This window comes from Paenibacillus sp. 1SOY10 (assembly GCF_056836745.1).
The window spans coordinates 142560-161195 of record NZ_JBXENK010000006.1 but is presented as its reverse complement, the minus strand read 5'-3'; the positions used below and the strand labels follow the sequence as shown (position 1 = coordinate 161195).

The 18636-nt window shown below is 50.5% G+C and carries 14 protein-coding genes; 7 read left to right on the top strand and 7 right to left on the bottom strand.

Translation table 11 applies throughout. From position 1 onward, the window contains the following. Positions 1–37 precede the first annotated feature (37 nt). Complete coding sequence (locus AC1VOR_RS15920) at positions 38–1558, top strand: aminotransferase-like domain-containing protein (RefSeq protein WP_482619128.1); 1521 nt, start codon at positions 38–40, stop codon at positions 1556–1558. A 2-nt stretch (positions 1559–1560) separates the two neighbouring features. On the opposite strand, the gene ald is transcribed toward AC1VOR_RS15920, so the two are convergent. Then, on the bottom strand, positions 1561–2676 hold the full coding sequence (ald, locus tag AC1VOR_RS15915) for an alanine dehydrogenase (protein ID WP_482619126.1): 1116 nt from the start codon (positions 2674–2676) through the stop codon (positions 1561–1563). Positions 2677–2907: 231 nt separating this feature from the next. On the opposite strand from ald, the gene alr reads away from it, so the two are divergent. Continuing rightward, on the top strand, positions 2908–4077 hold the full coding sequence (alr, locus tag AC1VOR_RS15910; RefSeq protein WP_482619124.1) for an alanine racemase: 1170 nt from the start codon (positions 2908–2910) through the stop codon (positions 4075–4077). 74 nt (positions 4078–4151) lie between these two features. Here alr and AC1VOR_RS15905 read toward each other — a convergent pair whose 3' ends face one another. The 3 genes from AC1VOR_RS15905 to AC1VOR_RS15895 all read right to left on the bottom strand — a co-directional run bounded on the left by AC1VOR_RS15905 (position 4152) and on the right by AC1VOR_RS15895 (position 7735). Beyond that, positions 4152–5081 (bottom strand): S-layer homology domain-containing protein, encoded by a 930-nt coding sequence (locus AC1VOR_RS15905; protein WP_482619122.1) that lies wholly within the window; start codon positions 5079–5081, stop codon positions 4152–4154. 99 nt (positions 5082–5180) lie between these two features. Beyond that, positions 5181–5957: a Cof-type HAD-IIB family hydrolase gene (locus tag AC1VOR_RS15900; protein ID WP_482619121.1), complete on the bottom strand. Its 777-nt coding sequence runs from the start codon at positions 5955–5957 to the stop codon at positions 5181–5183. Between the two features lie 68 nt (positions 5958–6025). Beyond that, entirely contained in the window at positions 6026–7735 is a 1710-nt protein-coding gene (locus tag AC1VOR_RS15895; RefSeq protein ID WP_482619120.1) for an ABC transporter substrate-binding protein, read from the bottom strand. Positions 7736–7874: 139 nt separating this feature from the next. Between AC1VOR_RS15895 and AC1VOR_RS15890 the strand changes: the two genes are divergently transcribed. Together AC1VOR_RS15890 and AC1VOR_RS15885 are read left to right on the top strand one after the other, a co-directional pair. After that, complete coding sequence (locus AC1VOR_RS15890) at positions 7875–9446, top strand: DUF4153 domain-containing protein (RefSeq protein WP_482619118.1); 1572 nt, start codon at positions 7875–7877, stop codon at positions 9444–9446. Between the two features lie 313 nt (positions 9447–9759). Next, positions 9760–10260, top strand: a complete 501-nt coding sequence (locus tag AC1VOR_RS15885; protein ID WP_482619117.1) for a CYTH domain-containing protein — start codon at positions 9760–9762, stop codon at positions 10258–10260. Between the two features lie 104 nt (positions 10261–10364). Here the strand turns inward: AC1VOR_RS15885 and AC1VOR_RS15880 are convergent, their stop codons facing one another. Further along, positions 10365–11126, bottom strand: coding sequence for an SGNH/GDSL hydrolase family protein (locus AC1VOR_RS15880; RefSeq protein ID WP_482619116.1), 762 nt, complete (start codon positions 11124–11126; stop codon positions 10365–10367). Between the two features lie 353 nt (positions 11127–11479). Here AC1VOR_RS15880 and AC1VOR_RS15875 point away from each other — a divergent pair, with 353 nt between their 5' ends. Continuing rightward, a complete protein-coding gene (locus tag AC1VOR_RS15875) occupies positions 11480–12463 on the top strand; it encodes a Gfo/Idh/MocA family protein (protein WP_482619211.1) in 984 nt (327 codons plus the stop codon). Between the two features lie 149 nt (positions 12464–12612). Here AC1VOR_RS15875 and AC1VOR_RS15870 read toward each other — a convergent pair whose 3' ends face one another. Together AC1VOR_RS15870 and glgP are read right to left on the bottom strand one after the other, a co-directional pair. Then, on the bottom strand, positions 12613–13776 hold the full coding sequence (locus tag AC1VOR_RS15870) for a phosphodiester glycosidase family protein (protein ID WP_482619209.1): 1164 nt from the start codon (positions 13774–13776) through the stop codon (positions 12613–12615). 120 nt (positions 13777–13896) lie between these two features. Continuing rightward, positions 13897–15519 carry an alpha-glucan family phosphorylase gene (glgP, locus tag AC1VOR_RS15865; RefSeq protein WP_482619114.1) on the bottom strand — a complete coding sequence of 541 codons (1623 nt, stop codon included), beginning with the start codon at positions 15517–15519 and terminating at the stop codon, positions 13897–13899. Between the two features lie 207 nt (positions 15520–15726). Between glgP and AC1VOR_RS15860 the strand changes: the two genes are divergently transcribed. Then, positions 15727–17565 carry an HSP90 family protein gene (locus tag AC1VOR_RS15860; protein WP_482619112.1) on the top strand — a complete coding sequence of 613 codons (1839 nt, stop codon included), beginning with the start codon at positions 15727–15729 and terminating at the stop codon, positions 17563–17565. Beyond that, a complete protein-coding gene (locus AC1VOR_RS15855; RefSeq protein ID WP_482619110.1) occupies positions 17558–18631 on the top strand; it encodes a hypothetical protein in 1074 nt (357 codons plus the stop codon). The genes AC1VOR_RS15860 and AC1VOR_RS15855 overlap by 8 nt, the downstream gene beginning before the upstream one ends. Positions 18632–18636 lie beyond the last annotated feature (5 nt).

Sequence of the window (18636 nt, the reverse complement as noted above, 5' to 3'; positions counted from 1 at the left end):
GTGGTATGCCATCATGAGAGTGGGGGAGATATAATTTATGTTTAATGAATTCAGGCTTGCAGCCGGGACGCCGGTATACTTGCAGGTGAAAAATTATATTTTGAGGCTCATCACCAAGGGAGCATGGCAGGAGGGGGAACGATTGCCCTCCACCCGAGAGCTGGCTGGCTTATTGGGCGTGAGCCGCGGTAGTGTAATTGCGGCCTATGAATCCTTGCAGGACGAAGGGTTTGTTCATGCCGTTACCGGTAAGGGGAACTTTGTCGCCGGTATTTCAGTAGCTGGAGGAGACGCCCTGGAGCCTTGGCGCATGAACTGGTCTGCACGGATGAATCATCAAGCCCGAATTGCCGTGGAATTGGACCACATGAAGCGGAAGCAACCTGGCCTCACTGCCGGTCAAGGAATCATATCCTTCACAAGTATTGCCCCCGATGAACAGTTGTTTGATCTCGATAATGTCAAGCGTGCCTTCCTGGATCGTATGGCGGTGGAAGGCCGCGTGTTGCTTAACTATGGCTATGCCAGAGGTTATAAGCCCCTGATTGATTATTTGATGAAATATATGGAGCGCAAGGGTGTGAATTTGGCAGGGAAGGAAATGTTGATCACCAGCGGATTTACAGAAGGCCTGGATATCGTATTGTCATCCCTTAGCGGGACGGCCTCAGATAGCCAGCCTCTACGCTTAACAGGCCGGGTACTCTGCGAAAATCCAACGCATCAAACAGCCATCAAGAACCTGCGCAAGCACGGCTTTACCATTACGGGAATACCGATGCAGCCTGATGGGCTTGACTTGACGGCCTTGGAGCAGGCCTTGCAGAAGCATATCTATGATTGCGCTTATCTGGTCCCTTCTTATCATAATCCTACGGGTATCGTAACCTCTGCCGAGAAGAGGCTGGCCCTGCTGCAATTGCTGGGGCGTTATCGTGTGCCTGTAATTGAAGACGGGTTCAATGAAGAGTTACGTTATTCCGGCGCTCATGTGGCGCCACTAATTGCGATGGCTGGGCAGGGGAACGGCGTTGTGTATATCGGCAGCTTCTCCAAGGTCCTGTTCCCGGGTATTCGCGTCGGTTGGGTGCTGGCGGACCGGGAATTAATTGAGGTGCTGGAGAGCGTTAAGCGGGCGCGTAGCATCCACACCTCGACCTTGGATCAATCGCTGCTATATCAATATTTGCACAATGGACACTTGGAGAAATATGTGAAGAAGGCCAGGAGCGAATATAAGCGAAAATACGAGCTGGCCCGGGCATGTTGTGAGGAATTTGTTCCTTATGCCCGGCTGTCAGGCAGCGGAGGATTGCATCTGTTCGTGGAGTTCAGGGAGGGCTTCGATACGTGGGAGCTATTGGAGGCATGTACGATGCAGGGCGTTATCTTTACACCGGGGGATATGTTCTTCACGGACGGGGGCGGACGCCATACGCTGCGCCTTGGAATTTCCCGTGTCAAGGATGAAGACATTACCAAGGGTATCCGCCTGATCGGCGAAACGGCGGCCAGGTTGCTGGCCAGTAAGCCGTCAGGCGGTACGCCCACGGGTTGATTTTACAGCTTCAAGACCTGTTCGACTGGAGTATATTCAAGATGAAGATCCTGAGCAACGGAAGCGTAGGTAATGAAGCCGGCGGCCACATTTACTCCTCTTCTCAGAGCATCGGACTCGCTTAATGCCAGGTGGACGCCTTTGGAGGCAATATCAAGTGCATAAGGCATAGTGGCATTAACGAGGGCCAGTGTGGAGGTGCGGGGAACGGCACCAGGCATATTGGCTACGGCATAATGAATCACACCATGCTTCACATAGGTAGGCTCGGAATGAGTCGTGATGTGGTCGACCGTCTCAAATATACCGCCCTGATCGATCGCTACGTCAACAATGACGGACCCGGCAGACATAGACCGGACCATCTCCTCGGTCACAAGCTTGGGCGCCTTGGCTCCGGTAATCAGCACTGCACCGATCACAAGATCGGATTCCCGAACCGCCTCAGCTATGTGCTGCGGACTGGACATTAAGGTTTGCACGCCTTTGTCAAAGGTATCCTCCAACTCGCGCAGGCGTTCGGCACTCAGATCGATGATCGTGACATCCGCGCCCAGGCCCATGGCCATTCGCGCAGCGTTCGTTCCCACCACGCCGCCGCCGATGATCGTGACCTTGCCCCGTTTGACGCCGGGGACACCCCCGAGCAAGATACCTTTACCACCATGGGGTTTCTCCAGAAACTGGGCACCGATCTGTACCGACATCCGCCCGGCGACCTCGCTCATTGGTGTAAGCAGCGGCAGGGTCTTGTTCAGCTCAACGGTCTCATAGGCGATGGCTGTCACGCCGCTATCCTTCAGAGCAAGCGTTAATTCTGGCTCGGAGGCCAGATGAAGGTACGTAAACAAGATAAGTCCCTGGCGAAAATAGCGGTATTCCTCCGGTTGTGGCTCCTTGACCTTCATGACCATGTCTGTGGACCAGGCCTCGGCCGCTGTGGCAACCAGTTTGGCCCCTGCCGCTGTATATTCAGCGTCTGAGAAGCCGCTTCCCGCTCCGGCATCCCTCTCCATCCATACTTCGTGACCTGCGCCGACGAGTAGATGTGCGGTTGCTGGGGTCATTGCCACCCGGTTCTCATTGTTTTTAATTTCCCGGGGTACGCCTACGATCATATAGCTTCCTCCTGTCATATTATCTAACATTTAAATCGGGATTCGTTTCTATTTTATCCTCCAACCGGCAGAGTTTGTCAATTAACCTGACGCAAAATAGGTAGGAATTTAAAGTTTTTTCAGAAAAAATCACGGAAACTTCTAAGAAACCAAAATAACACTGACATATTTCAAATTTAACATTTCTGTTAGTGCGAGTTCAATAAGTCGGGTTAGGAAGGAGGGAATGTTATGAAGACTATAGTAGCTCAGTTGACTTCCCCCACGGGGAGCCGGGATACGTGGGCGGAGGTTTCACTTCCGGCGATTGCTCATAATACTAGATTGTTCAGCAGACAGAAGAGGCAAAGCTGCCGTCTGATGGCGGTGGTTAAAGCTAATGCCTACGGGCATGGGGCTATAGAGGTGGCTCGGACGGCTCTCAGTGCAGGTGCCGAGTATCTGGGCGTAGCGCTTGTTGATGAAGGATTACAGCTCAGAAAATCCGGTATAATACAACCTATTCTCGTGCTTGGCTACACGCCACCGCATGCAGTAGAAGCAGCTCTGGCACAGAACATCACCCTGACAGTGTTTACCGAAGAGGTGCTGGGGGAGATCGTCGCTTGTGCGCGGCGGCATAAGACCAAGGCACGAATTCATTTGAAATACGATACCGGTATGAGCCGAATTGGCCTTGCTTCCATTCCTGCTGTCATCGGGCTGATGGAGCAAGCTTCAGCGGCTGCTCCTGATGTGATAGTGGAGGGCTTATTCACCCATTTTGCTGATGCCGATGGTGCGGATACGGGATTTGCGCGGCAACAGTTTGCCAGGTTTACCGCTTGTATTGAAGCCTTGGAGAGCAGGGGCTTCCACATTCCGATTAAGCATTGCTGTAACAGTGCGGCAGCGATGCGGTTCCCGGAAATGCATCTGGATATGATTAGAGTTGGCATTGCCCTGTACGGATTGTATCCTTCGGAACAACTGCGCTTGGCTAATTATCCGCTCCGGCAGGCCATGTCACTGAAGACCAGAATCGCGGCACTACACTCTGCCCAGCCTGGTCAAACCGTGGGCTACGGACGCACCTTTCGTGCTACAGATCAAAGCCTCATTGCCACCATTCCTATTGGCTATGCCGATGGTTTATCAAGGAGCTTGTCAAATTGTGGTTACGCTTTGGTGCGCGGACAGCGGGTTCCCGTCATCGGCCAAATCTGTATGGATCAGGCGATGCTGGACGTTAGCGGAGTTCAGGGAGTATCTCCGGGTGATGAAGTGATCATGTTTGGCAGCGCGGACACAGGGCGTTCAGGTGAGCATATTGCTCTTGATGAGATGGCAAACTGGATAAACACCATTCATTACGAAGTCATTTGTGCAGTTAGCCAAAGAGTGCCACGTGTCTACGGGTAATGAAGGAATAAAAAAACGGACAGGGTGCGGCTTGGTAGGCCGCTCCTGTCCATTTTTGTTGTTGAAGGTTATTTTTATTTTGCTACAGTGCCAAGTTCTGCTTTGTAACCCGCAGGGATGTACGTAACAGCATTAACTTCAGTCAGCACTTGAGGGTAGACCATATCAGGCTCTGGTGACAGCACGCGGTAGTTGACCACGGCGGTATCCATGTTATATTCAACACTGGCAATCTCCAGAACGTAGCCTGGATGTGGAGCTGTGCCGGAAATAGTTACTTTCGTAATTTCTTTGGAAACAGCATCCGTCTTCAGACTTGGGTCATACAAGTTAACGGGTTCAGGTTCGATGACCTGAGTGTTCTCAATAAATTCCAGCGTCCGATATACCATACCTACCGCTTCGCTGCGGGTGATAGATTGAGTTGGATTAAACTTCTGATCCTTGTCCAGGGAGATGATTTTGCCGTTCAGCAATGTTTGAATGCTGTTAGCATAGCTAGGGTTGATTTGGTCGTTGTCGGCAATTTCTGTATATTGCAGTGTCCACGCGAACTCACCCTTGGTGTTCAGCGCCTTGAACAGCCAGTGCGTGAACTGCTCTTTGGTTACTGGACTGGAAGGTTTGATATCCTTGGGAATATCGAGCTCGTTAACTGCTGCAATGACGAAGGCCTGGGAATACCAGACGTTATCCTTGACATGAGTGAAGTAATCGCTGGCTTGAGGCTCTTTGACGTAATCAATGTTATCCAGATTAAGATCTAGCGCATTCACAATCAAGGTAACAGCCGCTGCACCGTTCACCTTCTCGAACGGATGGAATCGTCCGCTCAAGTCCCCTTTAATGAACCCCCGCTGCTCCAGACGTTCAATGGCCTGCTGTTCCTTGTCCCCTTTGATGTCGTTAAAGGCGGAGGCGCTGGAGCCAAATACCATCGTAAATACAATGACCATCAGCAAAGTTAGTTTTGGTGCTTTGATTAGACGTTTCTTCTTGTTCATTCCTATCTCTCCTATCATCATGAATATTATTTAATCTCCTGACGCAGAAGGACGGGCAGATGTTTCAGTTTTTGAACATTTTTTTAAAATTTAAAATGGCTAGGCTAATAATCCCGCATGTCTCAAGCCTTTGCGGATGCCACCTTCGTCCACAGAAGACGTAACATAATCGGCGAAAGGCAGCAGGTCCGGATGAGAATTACCCATGGCAATGCCAAGCCCTGCCGCTTGCAACATCTCTTTATCGTTCAGGCCATCGCCGAAGGCTACGGCTGCACTTAGTGGAATTCCAAGTCGCTCTAGCATGGCTCCAATGCCAATAGCTTTGGAGCCACCTTTCAACGTGACATCCATTGCGCTTGGATGCCAGCGAATCAGGCGGAGTTGGTCGAATTGCTCCAGATACAGATGCTCATCCTTCTCTTCGCAATGCAGAAAGGCCTGATAGATTGGTGCTTTACTCCAATATTCCGGGTCGAATCCGGGCTGAATAACTTTAAGGGTAGCTACCGATTCAACGATATAAGGGTGGGCACCTGTATTGGCGTAGTATTGCTCATTGCCTTGGAAGACCAGCGGGTGACCGTGGCTTGCGCTTAAGGTAACCAGCTTCTCCAGACTTTGCAGCGGAAGGGTCTGACTGTACAGTGTCTCGCCTTGATATACGACATATGCGCCATTAAGGCTGACGAAGGAGTTAATATGAAGCAATTCGGCAATAGGCTGGAAGAAGTAAGGGGCACGTCCGGTTGCGATAACGGGCTCAATGCCTTTGCTTTTCAGTTCGGCAATAGCATCAATGGTGTCTTGTGGCACCTGTTTGGCATCGTTGACCAACGTGCCGTCAATATCGAAAAAGACAATTTGATAGTTCATTATTAAGGTCTCCTATCTGCACTTATAGACTGGTTACAGTGTAGCATGAGCTACGATGGGGATACAGACTAGTCGGAGGGAGGGAACCAAAGATGGCGCAAGTCGACCCAGCCCTGACTGTTGAAGCTCATTCCGCGAATGGAGGGCAGGAAGGCGGTTTGCAGCGGTTTTTCCGACAGTATAAATAATTCATCGGCAGCAGTTAAGCGTCTCTCCATGTCCAGCAGTAGTTCGGCACGAGTCTCAGGCTTGGGTTCGCGGGCAACCCCATTTAAAGACCGGAGCATGTCTCGCTGATGGTCTGGCTCAACATGTTCAGCCATGGTCTTGTACAGGTCGTAGAATCGCAATTGCTCATCCTGATCGCGAAGCAGTGAGAACATAATTAAATCCGCATGCAGACGAATATCTCCCTTGAATTCCTCAGCCGTTGAAGATAGGACCTGACAGGCAAAGCCGGACTGCGTCAACCGCTGGGCTATGCGATCCGCATCGTCCTGATAGGGCGTGATGGTAGCGATGCGCAGCGGCGTTAGGTCTGTCGGGTTATCTTGGTCCGGACGATTGAGGGTGGTGGAGGCTTCAGAATCCTCTCTCAGCACAGCCATGATGGCTGAGCGGATTTGTGGATTTCGCAGCGGGCCGTCCTTGCGAGTATTACAGGTAACAAACTTACGTACGCGTACCTCGGAATGAAGCTGAGTCCAGGGACTTTCACTGGTAGCCGGTTGGCCGGGAATGACATGAAACAGAGACAACGTATCGTTCGCATCGTCCTTCTTCCCGTTCAGTCGCCAAGGCACATGCACAATTTCAACGCGGTCGAGGTGAGCCTGACCGTGATAATAATGTGGGAATGATTCCAGCACACATAGATGATTCTGCATTTCTACTAGTTTGAAGGGCCCAGTGCCGATGGGCCGAAGTCCAAATTCGACTTCACTGCATTCATCTAGGTCGCGAGGAACAATGGAGGCGCGAGTAGTACTTAGACAAGGCAGGAATAACTCACTGGGCTCCTTAAGAGCCATGCGAATGGTGACGGGATTGACAATTTGGACCCTTTGGATGAGTCGGAAAAAAGCGCTATACAGCGATCTTCCGGAGCTTCTTGCCAGCCGTTCGAAGGTATATACCACGTCCTCCGGGGTGAGAAGACGACCATTATGGAACATCACGCCTTTGCGCAGATGAAAGGTCCACTCTGTACCGGACTCATTGCGTTCCCAAGCGTGAGCGATGGCGGGAATAATATCCCCGCTCTCGCCGTCCCGGCCGACAAGTCCATCAAAGACATGGCTGGCGATAAACGATTCGGCCAGCAAATTCATGCTTAACGGGTCAATGGTATGTAGTGGCTGCCGGATGGGCAGGCGGAGCGTATCGATCTTCCGATTGCTGCGAATTTCGGCGCGATGACCGAAATACGACAGCAGCCACCCCTGCAATTGGTCTTGCAGTGAAGCGGTGTCCGCATGCTTGCGAATGTCCTGGATCGCTTGCTGGACGTCCTTACGACTGATCGCGTCCATCATGGATTGGGCGGCTATCTCTTCCGGAGAAATCTTGAACTGCAGCTTGGAGCGCGCTCCACGACCTCTCCGGGAAACCCAGTCAATCCACGAGAATTCTTCCATCTTATGAATCACCGTTAAGGCTGTCCGATGTGTGCAGCCCAATATGGAAGCCAACTCATCCAGGGTGACCTCTGTAGTCTCTTCAGGTTGATCTGCTCCGAACTGCGCGTGCAATTGCAAAAATTGGTGGTGCAATTTCACCTTGTCGAACCTCCTGAGTGAAAAATACGAAATTTCTCATTTTCATTCTTCTCTTTATCTTCTTATTTTATCATTTAAAATGGGGCATAGGAAAGCGATTGTGAATCACTTGTCAAATAGAATGGAGGAATCAAGCGTTATGGAATGGTCTGAACCTTCAATTACGCCTCGTAGGACGGTTGTGGTACTAGCTGCTGGCCTGCTACTGGCTGCCGTCCATCAGTATTTCTTTTACAATCAGGAATATGGTATCTCAGTCTCGCTATTCATCTGCCTGTTCTATATGTACGCCAGATTATGCGCACCTGAACGGTTACGACGCCCGATAACCTGGTTTGGCTGGCTCTCGTTAACTTTCATCCTGTTATTGTCACTGAGCCTTGCGTTGTTTGCCAACCCAATATTCGCGTGGTTAAATCTGCTATTGCTACCCTGTTTGATTGTGGCTCATATTACTTATTTGTTCGCTCCTCAGAAGCGGGACTGGGGGGATATAAGGCTGGTGTGGGATACACTGGATCACTTGATTCCGCAAACGTTTCGCCATCTGGCTACGGCGTTCAAGCTGCCGAGGACCTTGGGTTATTTCAAGATGAAGGATCAAAGGAAGCAAGTGATAGGTAAGGTGTTATTGGGCCTGCTGGTCTCTCTTCCGCTGCTCATTATAGTCATAGGACTCTTAACGTCGGCAGACGGCAGCTTTAATCAACTGCTCCTGGCCTGGCAGAATAATCTATATAGAGGTCTCTTAATTGGTGATGGCCCGTTCCGGCTGATTTACATTGTTGTGCTTGGCTTGCTATTGTTCGGCTACATATGGGGATTCGTCAGCCCGCGTCCAGAACATCCCGTTCCGAGCATCACCGCCTATCCCGCAGATCTGAGTGGCGGTCATCCCGTATCCGTTCCTGCTGAGGTTGCTGACTTTAAGTTTGAGCCTAAGCTGGACCCCATCATTGCGGCTACGGTGCTGCTTGTGGTGAATATCGTTTATGTCCTGTTTGTGGCACTGCAATTTACCTACCTGTTCAGTGCGTGGCAGGGGGTGCTGCCCGCAGGGAGCTCGTATGCCGAATATGCGCGTAATGGCTTCTTCGAACTGATTGCAGTAACGGTGATCAATTTTGTCTTGTTGGCGATTGTATTGACCTTCACCGGAGATTCCGGGAAATGGTTGCGGCAATTCAATCAAGTCCTGCTCTATATAGTGGTAGCCTGCTCGGCTGTAATGCTTGTCTCGGCGTTCACCCGGCTCATGTTGTATGAGGAGGCCTATGGCTACACTTATATTCGCTTCCTGTCGCATGCCTTTATGCTTTATCTGGCAGTGTTGCTGGTTTGTGCGGGCTTGCGTATCCGTTTTACCTCGGTTCCCCTTGCCAAGTGTATGATTGTGGTCAGTCTGGCCGCTTATTTGGCCGTGAATTACGTAAGTATGGACCGAATTATTTTACAGCAAAATATAGAGCGTTACCGGGTGAGTGGGAATATTGATGCTGAATATCTGGCAGGACTCTCGCTTGATGTGGTGCCCTCGCTGCTGAAGTTCAGCCGGGAGCATGGGAATGAGAACCTGGGTCGTGACCTTCATGAGCGCTGGGACTTGCTGAGTCGCCAGGATACATCCTGGCAAAGCTACAATGCGGCCAAGGCGAAGGCCTTTCATGCACTCAAGCAGGATGTTATCCTCATCCGGCAAAGTCAGAATTAACTTCTTGTAGAGGTTGTTCAAAAAGTCGCCTTCCCAGAACGAAGTTGTTCAAGAAGTGGACTCGACATCGAATCTTGAATTCACCCGGGCCTAGCATAGGCTTCCGTAGTATGTTTCCTTCAGAAACATTTCAGTTGCTCACGTACCCATACTTCCGAAGTCGTTTTCTCCGAAAACGTGTAGCTCCGCTCCTGACGTCCCTAGCTTCATTCAACCTTCTTGGTTCTGAAAATTCGACTTTTTGAACACGCACTTGTCGAGATAAGCCACGCTCGCTATACTGATGGGGATGAACTGAAGGAGGGGTGTTCCCTTGTCACTAGAAATTGAACGAAAGTTTCTGCTGCCGGCTTACCCAGAGGATTTAATCAAGGAGGGGCAATTACAAATCCAATCGGAGCATGCCATCGACCAGACCTACCTGGCTTTGCACGAGGATCAGGAGTTGCGCGTTCGCAGAATTGAAGATTTGCGTACGGGGGAAGTCCATTATACGCATACGTTTAAGCGAGGTTTTGGCCTGGCACGGGAAGAGGTTGAAGTATCTATCGCGGAAGGTCTGTACCGTCAGATTACGAAGATTCACAGGGCGATTGCATTGACCAAACGGCGGGTAACTGCGGAATGGAACGGAGTCATTCTGGAGATCGACCGCTACGATCAGATTGACTTTATCGTGCTGGAGGTTGAATTTGAGTCCGAGGAGCAGGCACTGGCCTTCCAGCCTCCAGCATGGTTTGGGCCGGATATCAGCACGGATAAGCAATATAGCAATAAGAAAGTATGGGCAGACCTACAGCAGCGGCTTCAGTAGCCGGCGGTATGCTGATTGAACGAGCAAGCAGCAACCAGTTTGAAGGCAGCCAGACAAATATGGCGTGGAAGCGGTAGCCGAAGCTAACGCTATTCCCACGCCATTTATTCTATAATCAGGTTACCTTCGCCATTATCCCGCAAGAGCTGCCGATAATTATTGCGAATGAATTCCAGTACCTTATCACAGATAATACGATGTCCGTCCTCATTGGGGTGGATGCCGTCGGAGCAAAGGAAGCGGGTGAAATCAGGATGCTCCAGAAATGCGCCGCGCACGTCAATATATCTGGTCTTGGTCAGTTCGGAAACCTTGAGAATCGTTGAGTTGTACCGCTCCTGCCACCAGTAGATCTTCGTGACGCTTCCCAGCCACTTCATGATATTTTTCTCCGCCTCAGGATCATTTTTGCTGACCCATTTGAAATACTTGTCGGCATTTAACGGCGGAAGGCTCATCAGTACAGGAATGATGTGTTGGCTCTTCACGAATTCAATCGCTTCCGTCAGCTTCTTTTCGAAGATGGCAAAATCCGTCTTGGGGCTATGCTCGGCATCCGGGTTAAGGGCAATTTCATTCCAGTTAAAGTCGCAATCATTGCCACCATATTCAATCAATACAATGTTGGGCTTATCCTTCTCCACATCCCGCTTGAGGTTGGTTAACCCCTTAACAAGTGTGTTGCCGAAGCGGGCAGTGTTATGAACAGCTCCCTTAAGCTTCTGCTGCAGCAAGGATACATAATTATTCTCCAGTACAACGTATCTGCTCCGATTCTCGTCATAAATGACGCCCTTCGAAATGGAATCCCCGCTGACGATATATTTCAACTCCTGATTCAACCAAGCCTGACTGTTCTCACTCATGAATCTCACCCCTATTCACCTTCTAATGCCTGTTCAAAAAGTCGGGTTAGCAGGACCGAGAAGGTTGGATGAAGTCAGGGACTGAGTAGCGGAGCGTAGACAGATCTACGTGAGCAACGGAAGGCCCGGCTGAATTCAAGATTCGATGTCGAATCTACTCCTCGAACAACTCCGTCCTGGGAAGACGGCTTTTTGAACATCCTCTTCTATTGTAATGGAGTTGTCTTAGCGGGTGCAAGTAAGTTGCACATGAATAAACAGGTTTTACAAAAGGAGAAGTAGACAAGGCTGACGGGGAATGAGAGAATACGGATAGCTGATTCATATACGAAAAAGGGGATGACATCATCTTGATACGTTTCGCCATCATTGGGACGAATTGGATCACAGAACGTTTTATCCAATCCGCTCTGGAAACAGAGCAATTTGTGCTGACTGCCGTTTACTCCCGGTCTGAGGAGAAGGGGAAGGATTTTGCTGCCAAGTTTGGAGATCCGCAGGTATTTACTGATCTGGCTGAGATGGCCTCCAGTCCGGAGATTGATGCCGTATATATCGCCAGTCCGAACTCTTTGCATGCCGAGCAGGCCATTCTGGTGATGGACCATGGCAAGCATGTGCTTTGCGAAAAGCCGATGGCTTCAAATGCGGCGGAGGTCCGGCGGATGATTGAGGCTGCGAGACGCAACGATGTGCTGCTTATGGAAGCGCTGAAGTCGACATTGATGCCCAACTTCCGGGCAATTCATGATAATTTGTACAAAATCGGGCGGGTACGTCGCTACTTCTCAAGCTATTGCCAATATTCTTCACGGTATGATGCCTTCAAGCAAGGCAAGGTGCTTAATGCTTTTAATCCTGCCTTCTCCAACGGAGCGCTGATGGATTTGGGCATTTATTGCATCTACCCGATGATCACGTTGTTTGGCAAGCCGGAAGAAGTACAGGCTTCAGCAATCATGTTATCCTCGGGAGTGGATGGGGAGGGCAGTGTCACGGTTCGCTATCCCGATATGGACGGGGTCATTATGTACTCGAAGATCACGGATTCTTATTTGCCAACGGAGATTCAGGGAGAGAACGGAACCATTGTCATCGATCGCATCAGCCAGCCTTACGAGGTGAAGATTATGTATCGTGACGGTACGACGGAGGAGATCACCCGCTCCCAACCCCAGGAGTCGATGTATTACGAGGCGCTGGAATTCATTGACTTGCTCAAGAGCGGACGACGGGAAAGTGATGTCAATACACATGCCCGGTCCCTTGCCGTGGCAGAGTTGATGGAGGAAGCCCGGCAGCAGTTTGGCCTGCGATACGCTTCTGACGAAGCTTGATGATTTAACCCTGGGTTCACCTGTCATATATAACAAACGGCACTTCTGCCAGGAACGTCTGAGCGTTCCTAAGCGGAAGTGCCGTTTGTCATTTAGAAAGCTGGTGACGAACAATTCACTCATGTACTTGCATGAGAATTCACCCGCTGTTAAGGATAGGTGACCAGCAAGGCGTTGCTGATTTTGCGCCCTGGGGAAGTGAGATATTTGCCGTTATAATACAGTCCGCTGGAAGCTCCGCCATCCAGGTTCATAGCTTGATAGGCCCCGGCTTGCTTCATAATCTCAGCCAGTTGCGGGATGGTAGCTCCCCCGGATGTCAGCAGAATCAGCTTGTGATCGCGTGTAATTCCCAGAGCACTCCGGGCTCCGCCGCCAGTAAGAATTTTCGGGTCTCTGAAGCCCTCGGTCTTCACATCGATGGCTACCTTGCCATCCACCACAAGACGTGGTCCGGCTTGCAAGGCACCCTCTATATTTCCTTCAGCAAATGCCTCCGTAAATTCTGTACCAGGAATGAGCCGTGTCAGCAAATTGGAGTCGTAGGCGAAGATGGTGCGCTTGTCGCCGCTGGCTCTCATTTTCAGTTCACCATTGCTCACAATGTAGCCATAAGGGGCTTTATGAGCCTCCGAGGTGTAAGCGTTGAAGAAGGTGCCGTTAATCGCTACGGCTGCCTTATGACGTTTGGCTAGGCTGCTGAGATCCTCAACCTTGCCAATCTCATCTCCAGCCAAAGCGACCTTGAGCTGAACCTTAGGGTCCATTAAGGAGATCGTCACCATTTGTACATTGAAGGAAAGGCTGCCCACCTTGAAGGTTTTGCGCTCGCTGACGATAACTTTCCCCTGGTTGGCTGCTGTACTACGGGTGATGTAGGGCAGAGTCAGCTTTGTTTCTTCTTGACCGATACTGACGGAGCTTGCCTCTTTGTTCCATTGAATTGGAATTTGCAGGATATCCTTAATTACTTGTAGTGGAAGGTAGGCCGTACCTGCTTCGGTGAAGGGCCCACTGGTCAAGGTGCGGGTCTCCTCGTTCACATAAGCAACGGTGCTACCTGCCTGTAGGGTGACGCGCAATTCGCCTTTGATAATATGCACCTTCTTATCCGCTGGATTCCACTGTACGCTGGTCTCCTCGAATCCGTTCAATACCCGGCCGGGTATATAAGCGAGGTTGGTTTTGGCATCCAGCAATACCACATTTTTGACCTTGGCTGGCGCTGCTGCGGAAGCGCTAAGACTTGCCGGGACGAGACAGATGAGGGCCAGTGCCAGCATCAGCAGCTTGTGCAGAGTGTGTTTGTTCATCATGTTGAATAATTCTCCTTCTTCTTATATAGGCATTAGTATCTATATATTATCGGAAGGAGGGCAGGGATAATGAACTATATCGGAGAGGTTTGTTAGTCCGATAGGTACGCTTTGTGTCTATTTGCGCAACGGTTGATAAAGCTGCTCGTAATAATCTAGAAGCATCCGGCGAGTGGAGAAGGCTTCATGGGTCGTTTCAATGCTTCTGCGCATCATTCTCACCCAGCGGGCCTGATCATGATAATACGTGGGCACAACCCGCTGGAGAATCGTGTCGTAAAGAGCAGCACTATCGTGGCGATCGAGTTCGGCAACATCATCCGATTCGAACCCGTCTCCGATCTGCCAGCCGTTCTCCCCGTCCAGGCAAGCTTCGGGCCACCAACCATCGAGAATGGAGCAGTTGAGGACACCGTTGACGGCAGCCTTCATGCCTGAGGTTCCGCTTGCTTCCAGCGGCCTTCGGGGGTTGTTCAGCCATACATCTGCACCCCGGGTGAGCTTGGCGCCAATCGTCATATCATAGTTCTCCAGAAATACGACGCTGCCAGGGTACTTCTTCATCATGGTGACCAGACGGCTGACAATTTGCTTGCCGGTCTCATCGTTGGGGTGAGCTTTGCCGGAGAAGACGATTTGAATCTGTCCGCTCTCCAGGTAAGGGGTTATCAATTCGGGTTGCGAGAAGATCAGGTCGCTGCGCTTGTAAGGAGCGGCCCGCCTTGAGAAGCCAATCAGTAAACGATCAGGATTCAGTGTGATCCCGGAATACCCGCGTATCCAGTCAATCAGTTCACGCTTGAGTTCCATATGAACCGCCCAGAGATCGCCACCGTGCTCATAAGCCTGAGTCATGCGTGGGTCGGCCCATGTAGGCAAATGGATGGCATTGGTGATGCCGATAATTTCCGATCTGTTAGGCACGTCCTTCCACATCCGGTTGGCCGTCCTGGCATGGAGTGCTGCTACGGCATTGGAGCGGCGGGAGAGCCGCAAGCCGGCAACGGTCATATTGAACGGGTTGCCGCCGATTTGCTCCATCTGTTCGCGGGTTAGGCCGTTATAAGCAGACATCGTTCCCAATAAATCCAGGGTATGAGCTTCATTGCCCTCTTTAACTGGCGTATGGGTAGTGAACACGACTTCTTCACGGGTTTTGCGCCAAGCGGATTCGAAGGAGAGACCGTCAGCCATCTTCTCCCTGATTAATTCTGTAGCGGCCAGGGCTGCATGGCCTTCATTGAAATGATAGACGTCGGCTTCGAGGCTGAGCGCCCGAATGGCCTTCACTCCGCCTATGCCGAGAATAATCTCTTGGGCGATGCGTTCTTCGCTAGAGCCTCCATATAGCCGTGAGGTCATCCAGCCGTGGGGGCTTCCATCGAGGTCAGTATCGAGCAAGTATAGCGGATTATTGCCAAAGTGCTCTGTTTTCCATACTTTACAGGGGACTTCGGCATCCTTGACCGTTACGGTGAGTCTAACCCCGGTATCCTCCAGAAAGTCGTATTCCTGATCAGTGAACGTATCATAGGGCTTGCCTTCGTGATCGATGCGTTGCTCGGTATAGCCTTGCTTCCATCTGATTCCGATGCCGATTAGCGGGACGTTGAGGTCCTTGGCTCCTTTGATGAAGTCGCCGGCGAGAATACCAAGCCCCCCGGCGTATATCTTGAAGTCGTTATGCAATCCGTATTCCATGCTGAAATAAGCCACCGTCGGAAGGTGCTGATTGTTCACGAGTATACCTCCTTAGGATCTGAGCAATAGCTGCGGAATTAATCTTGATATCGTATGCAGCGACCCTGGCTGTTGTCTCCCTGCTTTCGGTAAGGTGGGGCTGAGGTCCCTTTTCAAAAGGAGGAAGATTGTGCTATTTTCAGGGAAACTGGAGGTTTGGAACTAGACGAGAGTAATAGATGTTTTATAGCAAGGAAGGAGATTAACATGAGTGTAGAAGAAAACTATCGTTTTCAGGTGAATTTAAGCGGGATGATTAACATCCTGTCCAATCATTTGTACAGTAATCCTAAAGTATATTTGCGCGAGCTCCTGCAGAATGGAGTCGATGCCGTAACGGCCCGAAATGGTTTACAGGAGCATGGGTTTACGGGACGCATTGTGGTTGAAGTGGCCGGGAGTGGCAATAACGTTACATTAACGGTTGAAGATAACGGAGTGGGCTTGACCGAAGCCGAGGTGCATGAATTCCTGGCAATGATCGGGCAGTCCTCCAAGCGTGGGGAGGATTTCCTGGCTAAGGAGGAATCCTTCATCGGTCGCTTTGGCATTGGCTTGCTGTCTTGCTTCATGGTCAGCGATGAGATTGTGATGATTACGCGGTCTGCCAAGGGCGGTCCAGCGCTTGAATGGCGAGGGAAACCTGACGGAACCTATAGCATTCGTACGCTTGAGGGAGAGCTGTCCCCCGGAACCAAGGTTTATTTGCGTTGCAAGCCGGGCTGCGAGATATATTTTGAAGAAGCTAGTCTGGCGCAGTGGTTGCATTATTACGGGGCCCTGTTGCCTTATCCTATCATTCTGCAATCTGGTCAAGGGGAGCGCGTCATTAATGAAGACATTCCTGTGTGGATTCAAGAGCCTGGATTGGCGCGAAGCCATCGGCAAGAAGTGCTTAAGCTTGGGGAGCGGCTATTAGGGGAGAAATTCCGTGACTTTATCCCTTTGATGACCGATGAAGGACGTACGGGTGGGATTGCCTTTGTGCTTCCGCAAGCCGTCAACCTCAATGCAAAGAAGAGCCACCGCGTATATCTCAAGCATATGCTTGTATCGGAGAAAGCGGAGAATATTTTACCGGACTGGGCCTTCTTCGTGAAGTGCGTAGTGTGGACGGATGAACTTCAGCCGACGGCATCCCGGGAGAGCTTCTACGAGAACGACAAATTGGAAGAGGTGCGCGAGCAACTAGGCGAATCGATTCGTAGTGAACTGATGAGAATGGCGGAATATGATCCGGATCGGCTTCAGCATATTATTAATCTGCACGCCTTGTCCATGAAGGCCCTGGCGGTGGAGGATGACAAATTCTTCTCCATTATTTACCGCTGGCTACCCTTCGAGACGACTTATGGGAACCGCGAGCTTGACGAATTGCTTAAGGATCACCAGCATTTCTACTACACCCTGAGTCTGGATGAATATCGCCAGATTACGCATGTAGCCTCAGCGCAAACGATGCTGGTGGTGAACGGCGGGTACATATATGATGCCGAGTTGTTGTCCAGACTACCGTTGGTGGATGAACGCATTACCGTGGAGCGACTGCTGCCGGAGGATGTGTCCTTTTCCTTCACGGATATTACACCAGAAGAACGGATGCAGTATTATGAAGCTGTTAAGCTGGCTGATGCAACGTTGCAGCCTTTCCGCTGCCGTGTCCAGATCAGACGCTTTAAGCCTGCCGATTTACCTGCGCTCTACACGTTGTCGAAGGAATCCTCAGACCTGCGGACTTTAGAGACGGCCAAGGAGGCCAGCACGGAGCTGCTATCCTCAGTGCTGGGGAATTTGGGAGCGAATTATCAGGCAACGGCCTACGCGACGATATACTTGAATTTGGATAATCCCGTGGTAGCTCGTATATTTACGTCTGGCCATCTGGGGATGCTGCCGACTGCGGTAGAGATGTTGTATTGTAATGCCTTGTTAATGGGGCATTATCCGATGAATCGTAAGGAAATTGCCCTTCTGAATCAAGGAATCATTCGTTTCATCGATTGGGGCATGGATGTCAATCATACTGGAGGTAATTCGCATGAATAACATAAATAATATGAATGTTGAAGGCGATTTCGATGATTTGATGGAGCAGGCGTTTATGCTGCCGAATGGGCGGGCCAAGGTTGAGATGCTGGAGCAAGCCATTCAATTGGCTGATGCCACGGGAGACATTGATCAGGGTTATGAAGCTCGGGCGGAGCTGGTGGAATGTGGCGTCTTCAACGGTTATCCGTTGAAAGCTCTCGTTGCCTTCTCCTGGCAGCTTGGACAGTTTGATAAAGAACCGGAGCGCTTCGATGAATTCAGCTTGTTCTGGTCCTATAAGTGGATTCTGGACCAAGCGCCGAACTTTCCGGATATTACTCGCGCACAAATAGACCAGTTACTGGAAGATATGAAACAGAGATTTCAGCAATACGGTTATAGTGACCGTACCTATTATTTTTATAAGATGGTAACCGCTAATGAAATGGGTGAGGTTGAAGTTGCGGCGGATTATATGAAACGGGTCCAAACGATGGAACGGGACGACATGAGCGATTGCGAGGCCTGCGAGCAGAATCGGATGGTAGAGTGCGCCGTCAAGCAAGGGGATGACGAGGCGATTATCGAAGCAGCCAAGCCGATTATTGACGGGGGGATGAGTTGTGGCGAGGTGCCTCACGTTACAATTACCAAGGTTCTCTTCCCGCTGCTTCGCCTGGGACGTCAGAAAGAAGCGGATAAGCTTCAGCGCCGAGGCTATCGTCTGGTGAAGGCGAACCGCGATTTTCTGTTGTACCATGGGGAGCATATCGGATATTTGACCCTTACGGACCCAATTAAAGCGTTAGAGGTTTTTGAAGAGCATATCTCGATGGCACTGGATCACGAGAATCCATTCCATGTGATGATGTTTAACGCTTATGCTGCCAAGATGTTTGAGCGGCTGGCTGAAGAGAGCTTGGATTACCAGGTTAAGCTGCCTGCTGAATTTCCACATCGGGAAGAAGCGGGTAATGTGGCCTGGCTTGGCAAGTATTTCATGGATCAGGCGCTGACAGCAGCAGGGAAATTCGATTTGCGCAATGGCAACAACTATTATTCGGATTTTATTAGAAAAATATAAACTAA